General features: G+C 50.4%; 17 protein-coding genes and 1 pseudogene. 8 read left to right on the top strand and 10 right to left on the bottom strand.

Translation table 11 applies throughout. From position 1 onward, the window contains the following. Positions 1-153 precede the first annotated feature (153 nt). Positions 154-1,731 (top strand): peptide ABC transporter substrate-binding protein, encoded by a 1,578-nt coding sequence (locus tag SJI19_RS02250; protein ID WP_323476820.1) that lies wholly within the window; start codon positions 154-156, stop codon positions 1,729-1,731. A 337-nt stretch (positions 1,732-2,068) separates the two neighbouring features. Here the strand turns inward: SJI19_RS02250 and SJI19_RS02245 are convergent, their stop codons facing one another. The 3 genes from SJI19_RS02245 to SJI19_RS02235 all read right to left on the bottom strand — a co-directional run bounded on the left by SJI19_RS02245 (position 2,069) and on the right by SJI19_RS02235 (position 5,704). Next, complete coding sequence (locus tag SJI19_RS02245) at positions 2,069-2,701, bottom strand: hypothetical protein (RefSeq protein WP_323476643.1); 633 nt, start codon at positions 2,699-2,701, stop codon at positions 2,069-2,071. A 654-nt stretch (positions 2,702-3,355) separates the two neighbouring features. Continuing rightward, positions 3,356-3,883, bottom strand: coding sequence for a hypothetical protein (locus tag SJI19_RS02240; protein WP_323476642.1), 528 nt, complete (start codon positions 3,881-3,883; stop codon positions 3,356-3,358). 12 nt (positions 3,884-3,895) lie between these two features. After that, a complete protein-coding gene (locus SJI19_RS02235) occupies positions 3,896-5,704 on the bottom strand; it encodes a hypothetical protein (RefSeq protein WP_323476641.1) in 1,809 nt (602 codons plus the stop codon). A 271-nt stretch (positions 5,705-5,975) separates the two neighbouring features. On the opposite strand from SJI19_RS02235, the pseudogene SJI19_RS02230 reads away from it, so the two are divergent. Then, positions 5,976-6,121 (top strand): annotated as a pseudogene (locus SJI19_RS02230) (hypothetical protein); the annotation flags it as partial. Between the two features lie 22 nt (positions 6,122-6,143). Here SJI19_RS02230 and SJI19_RS02225 read toward each other — a convergent pair. Continuing rightward, a complete protein-coding gene (locus tag SJI19_RS02225) occupies positions 6,144-6,791 on the bottom strand; it encodes a hypothetical protein (RefSeq protein ID WP_323476640.1) in 648 nt (215 codons plus the stop codon). 425 nt (positions 6,792-7,216) lie between these two features. On the opposite strand from SJI19_RS02225, the gene zntB reads away from it, so the two are divergent. After that, positions 7,217-8,200, top strand: a complete 984-nt coding sequence (gene zntB, locus SJI19_RS02220) for a zinc transporter ZntB (protein ID WP_323476639.1) — start codon at positions 7,217-7,219, stop codon at positions 8,198-8,200. Between the two features lie 330 nt (positions 8,201-8,530). Continuing rightward, the gene (locus SJI19_RS02215) at positions 8,531-8,728 is read left to right on the top strand and encodes a hypothetical protein (protein ID WP_323476638.1); all 198 of its coding nucleotides are present in this window, start codon (positions 8,531-8,533) and stop codon (positions 8,726-8,728) included. A gap of 5 nt (positions 8,729-8,733) precedes the next feature. Here SJI19_RS02215 and ttcA read toward each other — a convergent pair whose 3' ends face one another. The 3 genes from ttcA to nifJ form a co-directional block, all read right to left on the bottom strand. Next, positions 8,734-9,660, bottom strand: coding sequence for a tRNA 2-thiocytidine(32) synthetase TtcA (ttcA, locus tag SJI19_RS02210; protein ID WP_323476637.1), 927 nt, complete (start codon positions 9,658-9,660; stop codon positions 8,734-8,736). Between the two features lie 210 nt (positions 9,661-9,870). Beyond that, entirely contained in the window at positions 9,871-10,371 is a 501-nt protein-coding gene (locus SJI19_RS02205; RefSeq protein ID WP_323476636.1) for a hypothetical protein, read from the bottom strand. A gap of 186 nt (positions 10,372-10,557) precedes the next feature. Continuing rightward, positions 10,558-14,112, bottom strand: coding sequence for a pyruvate:ferredoxin (flavodoxin) oxidoreductase (gene nifJ, locus SJI19_RS02200; protein WP_323476635.1), 3,555 nt, complete (start codon positions 14,110-14,112; stop codon positions 10,558-10,560). A 278-nt stretch (positions 14,113-14,390) separates the two neighbouring features. Here nifJ and SJI19_RS02195 point away from each other — a divergent pair, with 278 nt between their 5' ends. Further along, the gene (locus SJI19_RS02195; protein ID WP_323476634.1) at positions 14,391-14,624 is read left to right on the top strand and encodes a DUF333 domain-containing protein; all 234 of its coding nucleotides are present in this window, start codon (positions 14,391-14,393) and stop codon (positions 14,622-14,624) included. A gap of 792 nt (positions 14,625-15,416) precedes the next feature. On the opposite strand, the gene SJI19_RS02190 is transcribed toward SJI19_RS02195, so the two are convergent. Beyond that, the gene (locus SJI19_RS02190) at positions 15,417-15,731 is read right to left on the bottom strand and encodes a hypothetical protein (protein WP_323476633.1); all 315 of its coding nucleotides are present in this window, start codon (positions 15,729-15,731) and stop codon (positions 15,417-15,419) included. A gap of 53 nt (positions 15,732-15,784) precedes the next feature. Between SJI19_RS02190 and SJI19_RS02185 the strand changes: the two genes are divergently transcribed. Next, positions 15,785-16,777 carry a hypothetical protein gene (locus tag SJI19_RS02185; protein WP_323476632.1) on the top strand — a complete coding sequence of 331 codons (993 nt, stop codon included), beginning with the start codon at positions 15,785-15,787 and terminating at the stop codon, positions 16,775-16,777. Between the two features lie 77 nt (positions 16,778-16,854). On the opposite strand, the gene SJI19_RS02180 is transcribed toward SJI19_RS02185, so the two are convergent. Continuing rightward, complete coding sequence (locus SJI19_RS02180) at positions 16,855-17,850, bottom strand: 2-hydroxyacid dehydrogenase (RefSeq protein WP_323476631.1); 996 nt, start codon at positions 17,848-17,850, stop codon at positions 16,855-16,857. A gap of 292 nt (positions 17,851-18,142) precedes the next feature. On the opposite strand from SJI19_RS02180, the gene SJI19_RS02175 reads away from it, so the two are divergent. Further along, positions 18,143-20,989 carry a YdbH family protein gene (locus SJI19_RS02175; protein WP_323476630.1) on the top strand — a complete coding sequence of 949 codons (2,847 nt, stop codon included), beginning with the start codon at positions 18,143-18,145 and terminating at the stop codon, positions 20,987-20,989. Next, positions 20,986-21,225: a YnbE family lipoprotein gene (locus SJI19_RS02170; RefSeq protein WP_323476629.1), complete on the top strand. Its 240-nt coding sequence runs from the start codon at positions 20,986-20,988 to the stop codon at positions 21,223-21,225. The genes SJI19_RS02175 and SJI19_RS02170 overlap by 4 nt, the downstream gene beginning before the upstream one ends. A 33-nt stretch (positions 21,226-21,258) precedes the next feature. Here SJI19_RS02170 and SJI19_RS02165 read toward each other — a convergent pair whose 3' ends face one another. After that, complete coding sequence (locus tag SJI19_RS02165; protein ID WP_323476628.1) at positions 21,259-21,864, bottom strand: FMN-dependent NADH-azoreductase; 606 nt, start codon at positions 21,862-21,864, stop codon at positions 21,259-21,261. Between the last annotated feature and the right edge of the window lie 15 nt (positions 21,865-21,879).

The raw sequence follows: 21,879 nt of genomic DNA, 5'->3' as shown, positions 1-21,879 counted from the left end.
ACCCTAAAACGTCCGGTGATTTTACCCTCGGTGGCAGTTTTCGCCGGGTAACTGCCAAGTGGCCATCGGCACTGATGATCGAAGCAAGGATAACGCGCTATGTTGCAATTCAACCTTCAGCCGTTCAAATACCGGTTTTGTGTCTCGTTAATCATGGCCCTTTGCGGCAATCTTTGGGCTGCCACGGTTCCCGCTGGCACACAACTGGCTAAACAGCAGCACATCGTGCGGCAGATAAAAGACGAGCCGGCGTCCCTTGACCCTATCAAAGTCGTGGGTCTGCCCGAGGCTCAGGTGGTGCGCGATCTGTTTGAGGGACTGGTTAACGAAGATGCTAAAGGAAAAATCATGCCAGGGGTGGCCACCGATTGGCAAACTCATGATAACCGTACCTTTATCTTTCATTTACGCCGCGATGCACGTTGGTCGAATGGTGACCCTGTCACGGCACATGACTTTGTCTACAGCTGGCGCAGGCTTGCCGATCCGAAAAACCTTTCGCCCTTTGCCTGGTTTGCCGATTTGGCCGGATTGGAACATGCGGGGGAGATCATCGCCGGCAAATTGCCGTCTGATCAATTGGGCGTCAGTGCGCCCGATGATTACACGCTAAAGGTGCAACTTAGCAAACCGGTACCCTATTTTGTCAGCCTTACCGCTAACTTCAGCCTGTTTCCGGTCCACCGCGCCACGGTGGAAAAATACGGCAATGACTGGACCTCGGTGGGCCATTTGGTGGGTAACGGCGCATTTAGCCTGCAGCAACGGGTGGTTAATGAAAAAATCGTGTTAACCCCCAATGTGCACTATTGGGACCATCAGCACACGGTGCTGACCCAGGTCACCTTTATTCCTATTAATAAAGAGTCTGCGTCGCTCAATCGCTACCTGGCCAACGATATTGATATCACGGAATCTTTTCCGAAGAATATGTACCAAAAGCTGTTGACGGATATTCCCGGTCAGGTTTATACCCCCGATCAACTGGGGACCTATTATTACGCGTTTAACACTCAGCGTGCGCCGATGAACGATGTCCGGGTGCGCAAAGCGTTATCTTATGCCATTGACCGAAAGATCATTGCCGAAAAAGTGGTTGGCACTGGAGAAAAACCCGCCTGGCATCTGACGCCGGACGTGACGGCTGGTTTTCAACCGGCCAAAAGCACCCTCCAGCAGCATACGCAGGAAGAATTGGATAACCAGGCCAAAATATTAATGAAAGCAGCCGGTTACGGCCCTGATAAACCTTTGAATCTAAGCTTGTTATATAACACCTCCGAGGTACATGAAAAAATAGCCATTGCCGTGGCATCCATGTGGAAGAAAAAACTGGGCGTTAACGTGAAGCTAACAAATCAGGAGTGGAAGACCTATATCGACAGCCGCAATAGTGGTAATTTCGACGTGGTACGCGCTTCCTGGGTGGGCGATTATAACGAACCTTCAACCTTTCTTTCCCTGCTCACTTCAACCCATAGTGGCAATATTGCGAAATTTAATGACCCGCAATACGACAGGCTGCTTGAGCAGGCCAGCCTTGAAACCAACCCTCAGTTACTGAGCGCGGATTATAATAAAGCCGAGGCGATTATTGCTGATCAGGCGCCCATCGCACCGATTTATCAATACACCAATGGCCGGCTGATTAAACCTTGGGTAAAGGGTTACCCTATTACCAATCCGGAAGATGTCGCGTATAGTCAAACGATGTATATTTTGCGGCATTGAGTCTATTCAGCACCTTCATTGCGTTTCATAACGCTTCATATACTACACTAACATGCTGATAAAACAGTATGTTAGTGTCTATGTCACATCATAACTATTCAAGTATGAGCAAAGGGTGCAAAAAAACAGAGCAATACATTCCTTTGCTGCCGTCTCAATTCTCGGTATGTAGATAAATATAAGTCTGCTGAAAGGCTTTTAGAGAAAACAAGAGGATCAATTATTAGTAGGGTTTTAGCGAACGGGAAAAATGTGTTCTAAAACGGTAAACAGATGGAGTAAATGATGATAATTTTATGCTCATCCCGCCACGCCAAAAACCGCGCTGCGGGTTTTATCAATGCAGTATATCTTTACTGATGACGAGAAGTCGGTGGGTATGGCAATCCTTATCATCACCCCAGCAAAAATTTGCCCAAGTGCTATAGAAATCATCCCAACTGGTCATGAAGGTAAGCGGGCGATCCTGCTGCGTTCCATCAGACACATAGACTTGATATCCTGGCGTTGATATCGCCCATGATATCATTTTTTCCCAAAATCTGCGGCCTTCGCGGGTCTGCTGTTCATCTGACACAACGATCGAGTAATTCTCCAGAAAGTGCTGGAAAAAAATCTGGGGCAGACCATATACAGCATGCTCATGCTGAGCATGGATAGTTCTCCACACCATAATCTGTGTACAGGTACGACGCGTGGCTATGATGTCGTCTCGGAAAACGAGCCTAACGGCATAGACAGTTTCTGGAACCGGGCTATCAGTGATAAGACGATAATGATCGTCCGGTATTGATTTGACCAAACGATAACCATAAGGCACTGTATAAACAGGCAAGACAAAGTCCACAACGCCTTTCTCAACGAAGGCACCGGTGTGTTCTATGTTCTTCTTTATCACACTGAGCTTTCTATCGAAATCGGCTTCTGGGATGTTATATGGCATCTGAATTATCGCTAGGTGAGATCGCATAATGTCCTCCGTTGTGTGTCGGACAATAAAAGGTAATCCAATTTCTGGTGCCAACAATGGAATAAATACCAAGTCGACATGCCACTATTCAATGAAAGCATGGTTTACCCTATCGTCAATACTAGAGCAACCCGAAGAACTATTCAACTACAGGTTGAGTAATGATGGACGGAAAGTGCAAGGATTCATTGGGATTTAGATAGAGGACCGGACTAGCTGGCCCTTGGTTTTACCCTTCAACCTGATGCAAGATGTACGCCGCAGCGCGGGCCTCTGATTGAGAATTCACATTGGTGATGTACAAGGATGGAAAAGGCAAGTGGGCCTATGTCGGTACTTGATGATGGTTGACGTCAAGCCGGTATACCAGGGCATGCGCCTGTCAGCGAAAAAGTGCACACAGGTGACTCTGCTTGAATCTAATAAGGCTATCGCCTGGGTAAACCAACATGTCAGTGTTGCGGTCACTGAGCCACAAATTACCGGGATCGCCCCATTCATCAAGCATTTAATCGGTATGACGGGTTGGATCGCATAGACTGCCCCCAGCCCCCACTAAACGTAGTGGGGGCTGGGGGTGATATGTCGTCTCGTCGCGTGAGCATTGATACCGGCCCCTATTGAGTTGCCGGCGTTAATGCGGCGCGATAAGCATTAAGGACACATTGGCGGATGGGTATTGGGGATACATTGCTTCTCGGGCCGTTCTTGTGCATCGATTCTGCTTATCCATCCTTGGCCGTTCTGGCTCTGAAATTGATAATTAGTTGAATTAATAAACAGGTTGCCGGTGATAAACCGACCATCGGCGGAAAGCGTCATGCTCAGTTGTCCTATATGTTGTAAATACTGTGAGGCAATATCTCCGGTAAAGCGTTTTATATCATTATAAGGTGAAGTTGCCTCCACAGTAACAATATAAGGTGCGCCGTTGGCCGCAAGGGTAAGGCGGAATTTATCACCGGACGTTAACTGTCGTACCATGCTGGTATTCAGGGCAATGGGAATTTTATCCTGATGATGTTGAGGATTAGGCAAATACGTGTAAAGCGACGCCAAATGAGTGGCGGGTTGATGCTGAGTCGTGGGTTCTGATATTGGTGTGCTTACCGTTTTCGCCATAACAAAGCCGCCTGGAAGCAGGGCCAGAAATAGCATCACTCTTGCGATATGGAGGTTCATTTTAATTCTCCTCTAACGGAATGCGGCGACGGCCGGGGAATTGAGATTCATCATTCTTAGCGCATCAACAGAATTAACTGCCCCCATGGCCAAGCCATTACTAAATAAAAATCTCTGTGGCGTTGAAAAGAAAGAAATACTATTACCTGCCATAATTGTTCGGGTATTCTCGTCCCCTCGAGCCCAAAGTGGGGTTGGGGTACTGTTTCCATGAAAGATACCCATATTATGACCCCACTCATGCCTTTGAACTATGTTTCCACAAGTGATACTGTCGGTTGCTACCATAAAATTTGCATTAGGCGTCACATTCACAAAAGCCAGACCGCAAAATTCTCCGCCACGATTAACATAGTTCACCGCATCCGCCCGCAGTTCATTACGCCAACGCTGTACTGTGGGATGAGTTAATATCAGCGGCAAAAATACCCGTTCTGTGGTCCAATTTGCCGGTTGGGTCAATTCTCGTAAACCGACCAGACGCACACGGTAATTTGCGCCCGTGTTTTCCAATGCATCGTTGGTTAATCCTAGACCCTCAATATTATGCGCACGCACGGCCTGCGTGCCGACTCTTTGCCGCGCAAGATCGGCATAGATCATGAGCAGATCGATAGTAATCGTCTCACGCTGCCACTGGCCGTTCGCGCCAACCCTAAACGAGACCAGATCGTCATGGGGAACAGTGAGGTTTTGCCCGGAAAAAAGTATTCTCACATTGAGAGTTGCGGCTTGATTGATCACAACCCGACTGCCGACGGCTTGGCCAGGCGGTAGCGATATCTCCGGGACCCAGTTGGCGTTAGCAAACTCTACCCGGGTTACGGGGGTGGTTAAAGGCGGCAGGATTTGACTCGTCAGCGTACGTGCCTGAATCACGTTGACGGGATGATCAATCAACTGCCATCTTTGCCCCTGTGGATTGGTGCTGATAAACATAAAGTGGTATTCGTTGCCCGCGGATAAACGCATGGGCCCATTTTGGCTAACGCCATCGTGGCTAATTTCAGATGTCAGGCTAGCCGTGGAGCGGATAACAATTTTATCGCGATTATTGGCGTTATTGGGCAGTCGAATGATCGGGATCCGGTGTTGGTTGGAAAAATCAACAATGGTGAGCGGTACCACCGGTACGGGTATCTGTGCAACAGCCGGGCTGGCATTTAACTCCCGTTGCGCCGGGGTAGAGACAAGCCAACGCCTTAGAAGATTGTTAAATATCAGCAGATAAGCGTCATTGTTGGCGATGGCTGTGCTGCTGTTAAACATCAAATTATTCGGCATGATGTTGGATGCCCAGGTTGCAGTGGAAATAATCATTATCTGGGCATCTGGGCGACTTTGGACTGGTAACATTATCTGCCCGGCCCAGTTGCCGTCTGACAATTGATATACGGTTAAGGGGGTGGTTAAATTAGGTATGGTTGCACCAACGGTATTAGGGGAAATAATAGTCACCTGCGGGCTGGCCAAAGGTTGCCATATTCTTAAATTTGCCTGATATATGAAAGAAAATTGATTGCCATTATTAATGTTTAACGAACCATTCCCCCTTGGGATCATATTAAAAAGCTGGGACATAAATTGGGCATGAGACACTATGGTTACCCGATCATTTTGATTTGGATTGACAGGAAAAAATATGTCTCTAGTCCAATTACCGTTCGAAACAGTAAACGTTATTTGTTGAAAACCTGATGGCAGTTGCCCCCTGCCGCCATTAGTGTTGGGTGATAGATTTATACCCCAGGATGCATAACTAAAAAAAGTCAAAAAAATCACTATCAGCCAAGTTACTCTAGTACGGAGAACGTATTTCATTGTGACCTCCATGAGCGAAGATACTTTTTATTAAAAAGCGATCACCGTGATCTTTTTAAATAAAAAAATATTGTCATTCGCGTTGATGTTGCTAAGGTAGCCGTACGACATCAGCATGATTTTTATTAAAAAACATGCCCCATCCTATTTTGGTGTAATAGGCTTGAGTTGATATTCCGGTAAATTTAACGGGTAAATATATTTAATACAATCACAATGCTTGCAATTCCAATTTTTGGCACATCAAGAAAATATACAATGAGTGTGGTTAATTGCGCTGATTTATCAATACACCAACGGCCGGCTGATTAAACCTGGGGTAAGGGTTACCCGATTACCCATCCGGAAGATGTTGCGTATAGTCAAACGATGTATACCCGTCATACTTCAAGCTGCAGGTGCGTTGGGGGTGTTTGAAAACGGTAAAAGAAAAAACCTCTCACGAGGCTTTGTTGACAACAGGTAATCCAATTTTTGAGATGATCGCCAGCCGGTTTTGGTAATGCTCAGGATCTCCCCAAAGCCATTGTTCCTGTCGGCCTATGTCATCCTCGGTGGTTATCGTACGCAACTCACAGCTAATGATGTCGTAAGCATAAACTTTTAAACCATAAGCAACAGCATCGTATATGCGAGCCTGCCAGAATGACATACCATCGTGTGTCTGGTTCATGTCTGATACAATAATATCGTATTTTTCAAGAAGATAGTCTAAAAAAATTGTTCCAGCCAATTCATGAAGTACCGCTCGATGCTCTCTTTTCTGATTACGCCACACCAGAACCTGAGTCACAGGCTTGCAATTGAGAAAACAATCAGGCTGAATAAGAACGCGATTATAATAGACAACTTCTTCAACTACATCATTGACCAATGCTATCTCGAAATGCTGCTGTTCTATCTTTTCTGGCACTCGATTATCCACACGGACGATACGATACCCAGGAGTCAGTGACAGTCCCTTGATTTCTGCTGCTATATCAGTACCCCATGCTAGCGTTAAGTACAGCGTGCGGTTGTCCGTGCTTTCACTCAGATGAGCAAAAACCTCGTTAACCTTTGCGGTATTAAGCAGTTTATGTGGCATGACCTGTCACCAAGTTCAAAGAGGAGAGATAGAAAAAATTTATTTCGACCGACCAACAAAAAGTTGATTTAATCAACGCTTATCATACGCTAATGAGCTTAATAAATCAATAAATCTGGCAAAAAAGGTCGCTTATACCAGATTGATTTTTAAATTTAACGAACAATAAACACCCATAAAACCCGAGAGTGGGCATGACAGTAACGTTGTAAGTAAATCACGCTACATTTGGCGGTAACGGCGTCACGGCGGTATTTCCCTTCACTTTTTTGTATGCTTAGTTCAACCCTACTGGTTGTTACGGTCATCTATACCGCCTGTACTGTCAACATATTTACGTTCGGCACTTATTACACCATTATCGGAGTATTTCCTTCTCATCCGGGATAAACTTAAGCGTCATTATCTTTGGTAAGGGTTACACGTTGGACGGGATCGATAGCGACGCGTTAAGTATCGACGGGGTGGCGTATGCCGGTCAGTTGGACGGCGAGGGGGGTATCACGTCCATTGAAGGGGCGGATATCGCTCATTGTGCCCATCCTTGCTGGCTTCATCTGGATATCGCCCATCGGGCCAGCAGTGAGTGGTTAAGCTCTTCATCGCTGATCCCCGATGCCGTACGAGAATCTCTGGCAGGCAATAGCACTCGACCACGGGTTAACCGTATCCCGGAAGGCGCGCTGATTATATTGCGCAGCATTAATTTTAATACGGAAGAGTATCCCGAAGAGCTGATCGTTTTGCGGATTTATATCACCGAAAAACTGATCGTCACCACCCGCAGCCAACCTATCCAGGCAGTGGAGGAGATGCGTGACGAGTTGCAAAAACAGCAGGGGCCGGTAGACAGCGGATCCTGGCTGGTGGATATGTGCGATACGCTCACCGATCATACCGGCGAATTTATTGAAGATATGCACGACCGGGTCACCGCTCAGGAAAATGATTTATTGGAGCAGCGCATTCCCCCGCGGGGAGAACTGTCCCTGTTACGAAAACAACTCATTGTACTTCGCCGTTATATGGCGCCGCAGCGCGATGTGTTTGCCCGCCTGGCCAGTGAGCACTTGCCCTGGATGGGGGACGATGACCGGCGGCGGATGCAAGATATCGCCGATCGTCTGGGGCGGGGCATCGATGATATTGATGGGGGCATCGCCCGGACTGCGGTGGTGGCCGATGAAATTAACTGGATCACTGCCGAATCCATCAATCGCCGGGGTTATGCTATGTCCTTGATGGCGATGATCTTCTTGCCATCAACCTTTTTAACCGGGTTGTTTGGCGTTAATCTCGGCGGGATCCCGGGTAATAATATGCGTTTCGGTTTTAGTATCTTTTGCGTGTCGCTGGTGCTGGTGGTGGCCGGGGTGGCCCTATGGTTAAAACGGCGAAAATGGCTGTAAAAAGCCTCATAATATTGAGCAATATCAATATGAGCATTATTAATATAAGGCAGTATAGATATCGCAGGTGAATGCAACGTCAAGCGATGGGCGTTGCGCTCCATATTGTCTTACTTCTAATTTTGAATTATTGCATAGCATAATTAATTCATATAGTGCCAAGTCTCTGACTTGGCATTTTTTTTGTCCTTTTTTTGCGGGATCACCCCGTTGACCCGGTCAAGGTTTGTCCAGAACAACATAACGCACTATGCTTAAAGCAAGCGGATAACCATACGCCATGGCGTAATGGTTACCCTTTTTTTGCCTACTTTTTGCGAGGTGGATACAATGCACAGCACAACAACCCTGGTTGGGGATGACACAACTCATGGTTATCGTTTGAGCATCTCCGCTGCGCCGCTGCCCAGCGAACCCATCCCTACCGACCCACCGCCGATCCCGTCACCCATCCCGGATCCGCCGTTGGACCCGCCCTATAACCCGGATCCAAAACCCATTGAGGATCCACCGCCGTTTAGAATGTAAATCGGTTATTTCAGCTCAACTACCGGCAGTCGCAGGTTCTCCGGCGGCTGCTCCCGTTGATCGTGTTCGTCTAACCACGTCGCTGCGGGACCGGTTATCGGAACCGGGTCAAAGGCGAGGTCACCCCCATCGATGATGTCATCGCCAATGCTCAGCCCCTTGAAGTCAAATATGTTGCCGTCGGCCAAATGGGAGGGCACGACATTTTGCATGGCGCGGAACATGGTTTCGATCCGACCTGGATACTGCCGATCCCAGTCATTGAGCATGTTGCCTATCACCTGACGCTGTAGGTTAGGCTGGGAGCCGCACAGATTGCAGGGGATAATCGGAAATTCACGGGCGACGGCAAAGCGCGTTATGTCTTTTTCCCGGCAATAGGCCAGCGGACGAATGACGATCTGTTTGCCATCATCGCTCATTAATTTTGGGGGCATGGCTTTAAGTTTGCCACCATAAAACATATTCAGGAACAAGGTTTGCAACATGTCATCACGATGATGCCCCAGGGCTATCTTGGTTGCTCCCAACTCGGTAGCGGTGCGGTATAAAATGCCGCGCCGTAATCGCGAGCACAACGAGCAGGTGGTTTTTCCCTCGGGAATTTTATCTTTTACGATGCCATAGGTATTCTCTTCGACAATCTTGAATTCAACACCGGCAGCCTTCAGGTAAGCCGGCAGGATGTCCGCTGGAAAACCGGGTTGTTTTTGGTCAAGATTTACCGCCACCAAAGAGAAATGTATCGGCGCGCTATGCTGCAGATTACGCAGAATTTCCAGCATGGTATAACTGTCCTTGCCGCCGGACAGGCACACCATAATCCGATCGCCTTCTTCAATCATATTGAAATCGGCGATAGCCTGGCCTACGTTACGGCGTAGGCGCTTATGCAATTTATTCAGGTTGTACTGCTCTTTTTGATTAACCACGTTGTCGAATACCTTTGATTTATTCTGGCGCGCCGCGAGCTTACCGCGACGCAATCGATCGGTGTTATACCCGCCATGCATCAGGTTGCAGGTGCGTTGGTTTGCCTGCAGTTCGGATTATTTAGGCTATAGAAGGGCTATGGCAAGGATTGTACGCGATAATGCCTTTTGGGTCACCGCCGGGGCGCATATGGGTGTTGTGCGCCGCCGTTACGGGTTAGACACTTGCGCCAATTGCTCATTGATCGCGATAACCGCCAGGTTTCCTCGTTTAATATGGATCAGGATGATATCCAGATCGGGGTCGACGCGATGCCCGAGGCGCACAGTGTAGGACTTGGACAGCCAACTGATAAAACCGGCTTCACAGGACAACTCATTTATATCGCTCCAGGGCATGCCTTCAATTCCACGCCGCCACGGCAATATCCCGCGCGATACCCATACGCCGTCGCGATCATAATAAAATCGAAAACGCCGCCGCAAGGCAACATCATAAAAGGCCTTGATGATGGCAAAAAAAAGAATGCCGTAGCCGGCCAGGATAAAATTCGCCCCTTGGGCGGATTGTGACACGATAAGGCCAATGGCGGCTTGGGCCATAAACAATGCCCATGGCCGGATATATGCGACCCAGGAGAGAACATACTCGTGGTACACCCGATGAGTATAGGTCGCTTGTATAACGCTATGATTATTGACCTGATCCATCGCTCACCTATATTGCTCACTTAAACTGCTCACTTAAACTGCTCACTTATGTCGATCACCTACATTACTCATCAACAGAGGTACATGTAGCAGGTGGAGGATACCTAAAACCGTTCTTGCTCGACAAGCCAAACGTCGACACCGGTTAGCCGTCGGCAAAGATTACCCACGGCTTGCCAGGTTTGATTAGCGCGTGCCCGGCTCCGTATCATCCCCTTTACCGGCCATGCGGGCCAGAAAATCGTATTTTATTTTAAGATCGTTCTCCGCTGCCTGATAAAGCGCCTTGGCGACATCCGGCTGCTGGTTATTCAGCCGTCGAAAGCGCTGCTCGTTAAGCAAGGTGGCGCTGAGATCGCTGCTGGGTGGTCGTGAATCCAGGGATAACGGTAATTTGCCTTCATCGCTGCGCCGTGGGTCGAAACGATAAAGCGGCCAAAAACCGGTGGCCGTGAGCTGGCGCATCTGATCGTGACTTAACGCCAGGTCATAGCCATGTTCCTCGCAGGGGCTGTAGGCGATAATCAGCGACGGCCCGGGATACGCCTCTGCCTCTTGAATCGCCTTGACCGTTTGATTGAGCTGCGCGCCCAGGGAAATCTGCGCCACATACACATGACCGTACATCATCATGCTGACGCCGAGATCCTTGCGTGCCTTGCGTTTGCCCTGTTCACCAAATTTGGTCACTGCACCCAGCGGGGTGGCTTTAGACTGCTGGCCGCCGGTATTGGAATAGCATTGGGTGTCGAGCACCAGAATATTGACATTCTCTGTTAAGCTCAAAACATGATCAAGCCCGCCGAAACCGATATCGTAGGCCCAGCCGTCACCACCGATCAACCAAATGGACTTATCCACCAGATAATCGGCATCCTTTGACAACTGCCTGAGGCCATCCTGAGCATCCGGCGCAAGCAGCTTATCGTTTAGCTCGGCGCGCAGTTCGGCGATTTGCCGGCGGCGCTCCTCCACCGTGACTGACTCCGCGCGCAACCCGGCCACCAGGGACTCAGGCAGCAGGGCTGCATAGTGGTTCAGCAGGCGGGTGACACGTCGACGGTGGTGATCCACGGTTAGGCGAAAACCGAGGCCGAATTCTGCGTTATCCTCAAACAGGGAGTTGGCCCAGGCCGGACCGCGTCCCTCGGCGTTGGTGGTATAAGGCGTTGAGGGCAGGTTGCCGCCATAAATCGATGAACAGCCGGTGGCGTTGGCAATCAGCAGCCGATCACCATACAGTTGCGTCAACAGTTTGATATACGGGGTTTCGCCGCAACCGGAGCAGGCGCCAGAGTATTCAAATAACGGCGTGATTAACTGCGACGTGCGAATATCAATACGCTCTAGATCGGATACCGCCATTTCCGGTAGATCGAGGAAGTATTGATAATGGACTTTTTCTGCTTCCACATGCTCCAGACGCGAGGCCATATTGATGGCTTTGATGTCCGGGTTTTGCCGATCTTTGGCCGGGCAGACTTCTACGCAGAGATTACAGCCGGTGCAATCTTCTGGTGCGACTTGCAACACATATTTACGCCCACGCATATCGCGGGATTTAACGTCCAGTGAGGCCAACCCGGCCGGTGCTGCGTCCAAGGCTTCCGGCGCGACCACTTTGGCGCGAATGGCTGCATGGGGACAGGCCGCAACGCAGTGATTACATTGGGTACATAACTCCGGTTGCCATAACGGGATCTGTTCGGCAATGTTGCGTTTTTCCCATTGGGTGGTGCCCACGGGCCAAGTGCCGTCCGGCGGCAGGGCCGAAACCGGTAGGGCATCGCCCAAACCGGCCAGCATGGCGGCGGTGACGGTCTTCACAAAATCTGGTGCGGCATCGGAAACCACCGGCGGGCGCACTGGGCTGTGGTTATCCACCGGACGCAGTGGCACGGCGTGTAAGGCTTCACGCGTGGCGGCCAGCGCTTGCCAGTTACGCTCCACTAACTCCTGACCTTTGCTGCTATAGCTACGGGCGATAGCCGACTGCAGTGCCGCCAGTGCGGCGTCCGGTGGCAAAATAGCGGTCAGTTGGAAGAACGCCATTTGCATGACCGTATTGATGCGCGCACCCAACTGGCATTCACGGGCAATTTGCGCCGCGTTAATGATATAAAAATGCGCCTGGCGCGCGTTGAGCAACGCCTGAACTTCTTGGGGCAGTCGCGGCCAAATCTCATCGACGCTATAGGGTGTATTGAGCAGAAAAATACCGCCGTCGCGCAGTCGTTCCACCATTTGATATTTGTCGATGAACTGCGACTGATGGCAACCGATAAAATCGGCTTCCCGGATCAAATAGGCGGAATTAATCGGTTTTTCACTGACACGCAGATGGGAAACCGTCAGACCGCCGGCTTTTTTCGAGTCGTAGACAAAATAGCCTTGGGCGAACATCGGGGTACTGTTACCGATGATTTTAATATTGTTTTTAGTCGCTGACACTGAGCCGTCGCTACCTAAGCCGTAGAACAGCGCCTCTAGCTTGGCCAGCCGGGGCAGATGCGTGGTGGGCAGCGGCAGTGACAGGTGGGTGACATCGTCATAAATGCCTACCGTAAAACGTGCTCTGGGCTGCGCCAACGTCAGTTCTTGAAAAATGGCCAACACACAGGCCGGATCGAACTCTTTGGACGATAGACCATAACGACCACCGATGGTGCGCGGCAACGTATCACGCAAACCCTGGCTGTAAGCTTCCGCTAGCGACGTCATCACGTCCAGGTAAAGCGGCTCGGCAAGTGCCCCAGGTTCTTTGGTGCGATCGAGCACGGCGACGGCTTGTACTCCGGCCGGGATCACCGCCAGCAAATGCTGGGATGAAAAAGGGCGGTACAACCGGACTTTGACCACCCCGACCTTTTCACCTCGGGCAAGTAGGGTATCGATCACCTCCTCGCAGGTGCCAATAGCCGATCCCATCAGCACGATCACCCGCTCGGCCTGAGGATGACCGTAATATTCAAACGGACGATATAACCGGCCGGTGGCCTCGGCGAACACATTCATCGCCTGCTCAACGTGGGCATAGGCGTGGTTATACCAGGGATTAGTGGCTTCACGTGACTGGAAATAGGTATCGGGATTGGCCGAAGTGCCGCGAATCACCGGATGATCGGGGCTTAACGCCCTGGACCGATGGGCATCGATCGCCGCCTGGGGCAGTAAGCGTTTTAATGTATCATCCGAGAGCGGGGCGATTTTATTGATTTCGTGTGAGGTACGAAAACCATCAAAGAAATGGATGAACGGCAGACGACTATTCAAACTGGCGATTTGCGCTATCAACGCAAAATCCTGCGCTTCTTGCACATTGCTCGCACACAGCATGGCGCAGCCGGTTTGGCGTACCGCCATCACATCGGAGTGGTCGCCGAAAATCGATAACGCATGGGTGGCTACGGTACGGGCGGCTACGTGCAACACAAACGGCGTCAGTTGCCCGGCAAGTTTATACAACGTCGGGATCATCAACAGCAATCCCTGAGAAGAGGTAAAGGTTGTGGATAACGCGCCGGTCTGCAATGCACCGTGCACGGTGGCGATAGCACCGCCCTCCGACTGCATTTCCATAACCCGCGGAACATCGCCCCATATATTGGTGGTACCGACCTCAGACCAGGCATCTGCCTGTTCGGCCATCGTGGAGCTGGGCGTAATAGGGTAGATGGCGATAACTTCATTAATTCGGTAGGCTACCGATACGACCGCGTTATTACCGTCTGTGGTGATCATGGTTTACCTTCTGTGCTGCGACAACGGTGTAAGACTGATAGCCAATAAATCATTGGCTTATCCTTATGCGCGCAGTATATCAGTCGCCACCTTGGGGGATTTTTGCTTTTGTGCGATGGTGTGAGCCAAATCGGCCATTAAACCCGTGCAATAAGGCCTATACGCTCGTATTCGGCCAATATGTAAAAATTTGACGTGGGTTCTCGACGTGAATGCTGTGTGCGTCTACACTGGCGTTTCCAGAATATTCCGAAATTAAACGCGCCGGGAGTAGAACGATGACGTTTTCACGGTGGCTGATAGCCATTTTAACGCTTTTGCTAGTCGCCTGCAGCAGTACGCCCAACGATCAAGAGCCTGAACAAATGGCCCAACAGGCATCCTCGTTGCAACAACCCAGGATGGCGAATACAGCCCACTGTCAGAATGCCGGCGGCAACATGACACTGAGCACTCAACTGGACGGCAGTGTGGTGGCGATGTGCCAATTGGCCAACGGCAAGCGGTTTTAGCGTCGGTATCGCCAATTGCCATGTTCAACCGGGTTGTTTTTTTCGTTAGGGCAGGTAAACGTGCCACTGCGTAAACTGCTGTTTATTTGCGTGACCACCTTACGTTCAAGCGATGGGTTGCGCAAGCCATGGCACATTAGCGTCGCTTGGACGTGATGTTGGCCAAGCGATTGATTCACCGGTAGCCCCATCGCATATCTTGTCAAAAACCCCACAGGTCTTCACTATTGACCCTTCATTTAATAAAGGGGTGTTACTTTTTGGTATAAATAACCAGATTTATAAGTTTCTTACGTCGCTAATTATAGGCTGGCCAATTGGGTGGCGAACCTATGAAAAATACAGTTGGCCAAAAAATCTTGGGTTTAGGTCATTATTGGTTGAAACTAAAATATCATTAATTAAATTAAATACGTATTGTTTCAGATGATTTTATTTTTTTTGATGGTTATATCAATATATCAATATATTGATGTATATTTTATAAAGGTGTAATTTGAAGGGTATTTTATTGTTTTTTATATAATTATTTTTTCTGATATGGGATCAGCATATAAATGTTTGAGTTTAATGGTTAAAATAGACAGTGCAACGGATTGTTTCAGATAATAATGCTTTTAAGGATGAAATTTATGCATAGCAATTCTATGACCGCCACAACGAACCCATCTGGTCAAGGTGTCAAACCACCATCAGTAATGGCGCGGTTAGCGGGAAACGCTAGTTTTAGCGGTATTTATTCGGTAGAAAATCGGTCGGAAAACATAAACGCATTCACCCCCGCGAAACCACCTATGTTTCCGTTACCCAGCCCGGTTCGATTTTCCGTAGCGCCGCCGCCCAGTCCTGCTCCGCGCCAGGAGCGACTTTCCGCAGTGCCGTCGAGTCCTGCTCCGCGCCAGGCGCGACTTTCGGCTGTGCCGCCCAGTCCTGCTCCGCGCCAGAGGCGATTTTCGGCTGTGCCGCCGAGTCCTGCTCCGCGCCAGGAGCGATTTTCGGCTGTGCCGCCCAGTCCTGCTCCACGCCAGGAGCGATTTTCGGCTGTGCTGCCGAGTCCTGCTCCGCACCAGGAGCAGGACTCGGCGTGTGCCCTGTCATCCCAAACACTGACACAACCGGCCAAGCACGAGAGACTGCGACAGTGGCTAGAGAACCAGTTTGTGGGCCCTGAGAGGGATATATCAGATAAGTGGCAGAGTATCCCTGCCCAGGCTGGCACGAGCCGCCGCCTAACGAAACATCATGACGGTGAGTTCGCGCCTAAGGGTAGTGTTTTACCTTTAATGAATGTTAAAACCCAGCTATCATTAATTTTGGCAGACAAGACTGCTGTGGCGTATCACATTAAAGACGAATGCCAAAAAAGTGGGAATCAAGAGCTTTTTTTGAAATCGTTGTTAGCCGAAGCCTATGTTGCACACCCTATCGCCGATACAGTATTAATTATTTCTGAGGTGTTTGGCATGGCGAAGGCAACTCATCTATCAGAAAAAATAAAAACCTTTTATGCAAGATTGCAAAGAAAAAATCGGTTTAGAACCGAACAGTTAATCATCTATCTCACCGCAGCAGAAGCGTTGGTCACCGGGGATTATCTTAAAGTGGGTAATCGTTATAATATAACCAGTCGAGGGTTGAACTATTATTTATCCTCACTATCTAATCTTAATAGTAGTCTTGACTCGCATGAATTCCACTCTCTTTATAATAATGGTTTTCCGCGTCGGCATTCGGTTGAAACGTGCGAATTCAATGAATGCCGATTGGCAGGTTGGCCAGATATGGAAACTATGTATGCTAAGCTAATTAAACTCATGGAAACTGACGAAAACAAAAAAGTAAAATGGCTGGAAAAATTAAGCTGGGATTTGTCAGAGCATGCTAAAGCGTGGTTGATGCTGGAGCATTGGCAGGTGAACGATCCATCCTATAAGATATTTTCTTCGTATAACCCAACATTTAACGCGTACAGTGATAAAATAAGACAGCGCTATAACCTACAGCATGAAATAGGTTCAGGGAGTGACAAGGACCATGATAATAGCCAGCAAGAAAAATTATATCCAGTTATTATGACATGGAGTGGCCATTTGATTAGTGCAAAGTCTCGTTTTTTTGGCACCTTAGGTAAAGATTCAGTGCGTTATGCCTAATATCTCTTTGCTAAACTAAGCCGCCTGGGAACCTAAACTCACCACCGACCCGCGTTATCCACGGGTCGGTGTTATTCTCAACTGGCGTTTAACACATTAGGGCAAGTTTCCCCTTTGCTAAGCTGCAGTAAATTTTGCAGCGTGACCTGACTAATGCTGGTCAGGGCTTCTTCGGTCAAAAATGCCTGGTGGCCGGTGAATAAAACATTATGACAGGCGGACAGGCGGCGAAACAGGTCATCCTGAATCACATCGTTGGAGTTATCCTCAAAAAACAGATCCTGCTCATTTTCATAGACATCCATGCCCAATGCGCCGATTTTCTGTTGCTTAAGCGCTTCGATCGCTGCCTGGGAGTCGATCAGGCCGCCGCGGCTGGTGTTGATGATCATCACGCCGTCCTTCATCTGGGCAAAGGCCTCTTTATTCAGCAGGTGATGATTTTCCGGCGTTAGCGGGCAATGTAATGTGATCACATTGGATTCGGCGAACAGCGTTTTAAGGTCCACATATTCGGCACCCAACTCCAGTGCTTGGGCGCTGGGGTAAGGGTCAAAGGCCAACAGACGCATGCCGAAGCCTTTCAGAATACGCATACACGCCACGCCGATTTTGCCGGTACCAATCACGCCGGCGGTGCGGTTGTGCATATTAAAGCCGATCAGGCCTTCGAGTGAAAAGTTGGCGTCGCGGGTACGCTGATAGGCACGGTGGATGCGGCGATTCAGGCACATCATCAGGCCGATGGCATGTTCCGCCACGGCTTCTGGTGAGTAGGCGGGTACTCGTACCACCTGAATACCCAGCTCTTTTGCCGCCACCAGATCGACATTGTCGAATCCGGCGCAGCGCAGCGCGACGATCTTGACCCCGAGATCGGCCAGTACCTGCAGTGCTTCCCGGTTACCTTCGTCATTGACAAAAATGCACACAGCATCGCAGCCTTCAGCGGTTTTTGCGGTGCGCGGCGATAATTGGAATTCAAAAAACTCCAGCTGAAAGCCAAAGTCTTCGTTCACTTTTGATAAATATTTACTATCATAGTTTTTAGTACTATAGACAGCGAGTTTCATCGATTTTCCCTAAGTTTGGACAAATGTGCAGCGAACGGAGCAATATACAAATATATCCTCATTATACCCTAAATAATACACGTTGCCCGAAGTCAGCAACGCAGCGACAAATCTGTCTGGAGCAGACTCGAACAACGCTGGCGCTGGCCGAAGGATGAGCCACAGGACGAAGCTCATCAATCACCAAGTGCCATGACTGCACGGATTAACGCCATCTTGGCTACGCCAGCACAAAATAATATCAGGTTTTAAGTATGGTATCTTGCAGGCATTGGGACAATAAAGGAATGTCATGACCAACCTAACCGGCACTTTGGGGGCTGCATTCCAGCGAATCGCTGCTTTTTTGCGCCAAGCAGCGGCGGTTCCACGCGGCTTGTTGGCAAGATCGCTGGTGATAGTGCTGGTGATAGTGCTGGTGATAGTGCCGCTGATCGTGCTGCTGTTATGTACCATAGCCTGGTATTTTTCCCCCCAGTGGGTGCCGCCGCTCGCCGCGCGATGGTTGCCCACCGGCGTCAGCCTGGTGCTTGATGGCCGACCCGTTTGGCATCAGGGCGCGCTTAGATTGCCGGGTTTAGCCCTACAACAGGGGCAATGCGACTGGGTCAATGTACAGTCCGTCAGCGCGTGGCGACAGGCTGGTGTTTGGCAACTTGGCGCCGGGCAGGTGCGGGTGGACAGTGCGTGCATGTCAACCCTCGCCGCCGGCGGGAAGGATAAGCCATTATCCTGGTCAACCTTGGAAAACACACTGCCATCGATAGATGTGCACATTGAACAGTTGATGCTCACTGCTTGGCCAGACTACAGCGGCAGTCTGGATCTGAGCCTGCGTACTGATGTCTCCCGCATTCAGTTTCACAACGACCGTCTGACGCTGGCTGCGCAACTGCACGAACGGCAGCTGACACTGGAACAGCTTACGCTAACCCCGCCAACCCTGACCGCCAAAACGCAGAATTTTTCCGGTTGGCACATCACGCTACGCGGCGGCGTTTTGCTGTCTTCACCTGTGGCAGCCCTGCCGGCACAGGGTGCGTTAGCGGCTGACGTGACGTTGCCAAGCGGTGCGCCGCTCACACTAAACCTCGACTGGCGGCAATCCCAAGGGGTGCTTCGTGTCACCGACCCTCGCAATGCGATTACCCTGGCGCAACTGCCTTGGGTCATTGATCAGGACAACCTGAGCATTATCGACGGTCATTGGCGCTGGCCCTATGCCACCCAGCCCTTATCGGGGCAGATCGACGCCACCTTGGGGTATCGGCAGGCTGCTTTGGGCCAGCTCAACATCTCCTCCGCGCGCATGAATATGTTGACACAAGGTCTACATGGCAAAGCCAATGCGGTGCTTACCGTAGGGCCCGGTCTGCTGAGACTGACCGATAACGCACTGGATTTTCAATTTACCGGCCAGGCCAATGCCAATGATTTATCACTATATGCGTCGATTCCTGGTCAATTGCGCGGCCAACTGACTGATCCCACGCTGGCGCTGCTGCCCGGCGCGTTATTAAGGGTGGTGGGCCCGGTTTCATCGGCGCTGAATATCAATAGTGCGCGTTTCCCCCTGGCCGGGGTACAACTCTCATCCCAAGGTATTAACGGGCGTTTACAGGCGATTTTGCAGGCGGATGCGACACATTACGGCCGTTTTGGCCTGCATATGGACGGACAGGCGGTCAACTTCTTGCTCGATCGCGGACAATGGCACTGGCGTTACTGGGGCGGCGGTTATTTTGCTCCGTTCAGCGCCCGTTGGGATATTAACGGTCGGGGGTCTTGGCTGCAGCAAACCATTGAGCTTAGCGAGTTATCCAGCCGTTTCAACCAGATAAACTATGGTTTGGTCAAGGCGACGACACTGCATCTTTCGCTGTTGGCGCCACTTCGCTGGCAGCGCGGCGCGGCACAACCAGTGCTCAGCGGCGCATTACGTCTTGATGCCCGCCGGATTGATATCACCCACGGAGGTTATGTGCCACAACCCTCGCTTACGCTGCGACTAAAGGGTACCGACCCACAACATTTTATCTGGCATGGCGAGCTGCAGGCCGGCGGGCAATCTCCAGGCCCGGTCATCGGTCCGGTGCGGCTGAACGGCCGCTGGGACGGTACCCGACTGCGCGGTGAGGCGTGGTGGCCACGACAGCCGCTACAGGTATTTCAATCGTTGCTCGAACCCTCGTTGAATATTACTCTGCGTGACGGCGAGTTTTATGCACAAAGCGCCTTTTCCGCCGCCGCGGGACAGGGATTTTTGGCCGGAGGTCATGCGGCCATCCGCGGGGGAGATATCTGGATGGGCGAAAATCGGTTGCGCGGTGTTGGGCTGGACCTCTCCTATCGTTTACGTGATCAACGCTGGACGTTAGGCGTTAAACGGCCCATCGCCTTACGTATTGAACGCGTGGACACGCCGGTGGTGCTCTCGCAGGTGGCAATGGGGTTGCAGGGCTATTACCCTTACGACGAGAGTCATCCTCTCACTCTGACCTCAGTGGATTTGGACACGCTCGGCGGTAGGGTACATCTGACCCCACTGCGTCTGCCGCAACGGGTCCCGGCGCTGCTTAAAGTGGACTCCATTGAAATGAGCCGATTGATCACTGCGCTAAAACCCAAACAATTTGCCATTTCCGGCCGGGTAAGCGGCGAACTGCCATTGCAGTTCAACGACCCGCGCGGTTATATTCGCCACGGCTGGATTGTCAGCGATAACCTGATGACGCTGCGCCTGGATGAGCAATTTGCCAATGCCCTGGCTAACCGTAATCTGGCTACTGGCGCGGCGATTAATTGGCTAAGATATATGGAGATAACCCGGTTTCGGGCAGAATTGGATGTTGACCGTTCGGGGGAAATGGATATGCTCGCGCATATTATCGGCACCAATCCACAGATTAATGCGCAGCGCGAAGTCAGATTTAATTATCGACAGCAGCAAAATATTTTTCAATTATGGCGCAGCCTGCGATTTGGGGCCAATGTGGAGCAGAAGTTGGAAAAACGAGGCGCGATGTTAGGCACGCTACCCAACTCGGTACCCAGCACTATGCCCAGCACTATGCCCAGCACTATGCCCAGCACTATGCCAAGTACTACGCCCGCTCAGCCGACAAGGGGAAAACCATGAAACCAGGCAACCTACCGCAATTGTGTCTGATAGTCAGGCTTACGATAGTATTGGCTGCATCTACGGTTGGCGCTTGTGTACCGCGTATTGAATTGGCGATGCCCAAAGAGCCCATCACGATCAATATGAATGTTAAAATCGAACATGAGATCACCATCAAGGCCGATCCGCAAAGCGCCGCGCTACTGCAGCCCACGATTTGCCAGGCCACTCAACGCTGCCCAGCGGGGCAATAAAACAGCGCATCAGCGGATGCGCTTGGGCCCGTCTTATGCGACTACAAACTGGCTGATGGCCGTTTTGGCATCGACCTGCGCCTTGCTTGCCACTTCCGGTCCGTAAGCAACACCTTCGGCAAACACAAACTGCACATCGGTCATGCCCAGGAAACCCAGGAACAGGCGCATATAGGCGGCGACCAAATCACTTGGGGTATCTTTATGGATGCCGCCGCGGGTGGTTAACACCACCACACGCTTACCGGTGACCAAACCTTCCGGACCTTGTTCGCTATAGCGGAATGTCACGCCGGCGCGGGCAATCAGGTCAAAGTAATTTTTTAACTGGGTAGGGATATTGAAATTGTACATGGGCACCGCCATAACAATGATATCGCTATCCTGCAACTCACTTATCAGCGCATCGGAAAGATCTAACGCTTCCTGCTGACGCGGCGTCAGGGTTGCATCGGCGGGACGCAGTGCGCCAACCAACTCACCATCCAGCACCGGTACCGTTTGTTCAGCCAGATCACGAACGGTAATCTGATCGGCAACATGGTTTTTACGCCACTCATCGATAAAAAAATCGGCCAGTTGGTTGGACTGGGAAAACGTGGACAGGATGCTTGATTTGAGAATTAATACCTTACTCATTGTTTTTTTCCTTAA

The sequence above is a fragment of the Acerihabitans sp. TG2 genome, assembly GCF_035013185.1.
In the GTDB taxonomy this organism is placed as follows: Bacteria; Pseudomonadota; Gammaproteobacteria; order Enterobacterales; family Enterobacteriaceae; genus Acerihabitans.
This window is presented reverse-complemented; position numbering and strand designations above follow the sequence as displayed.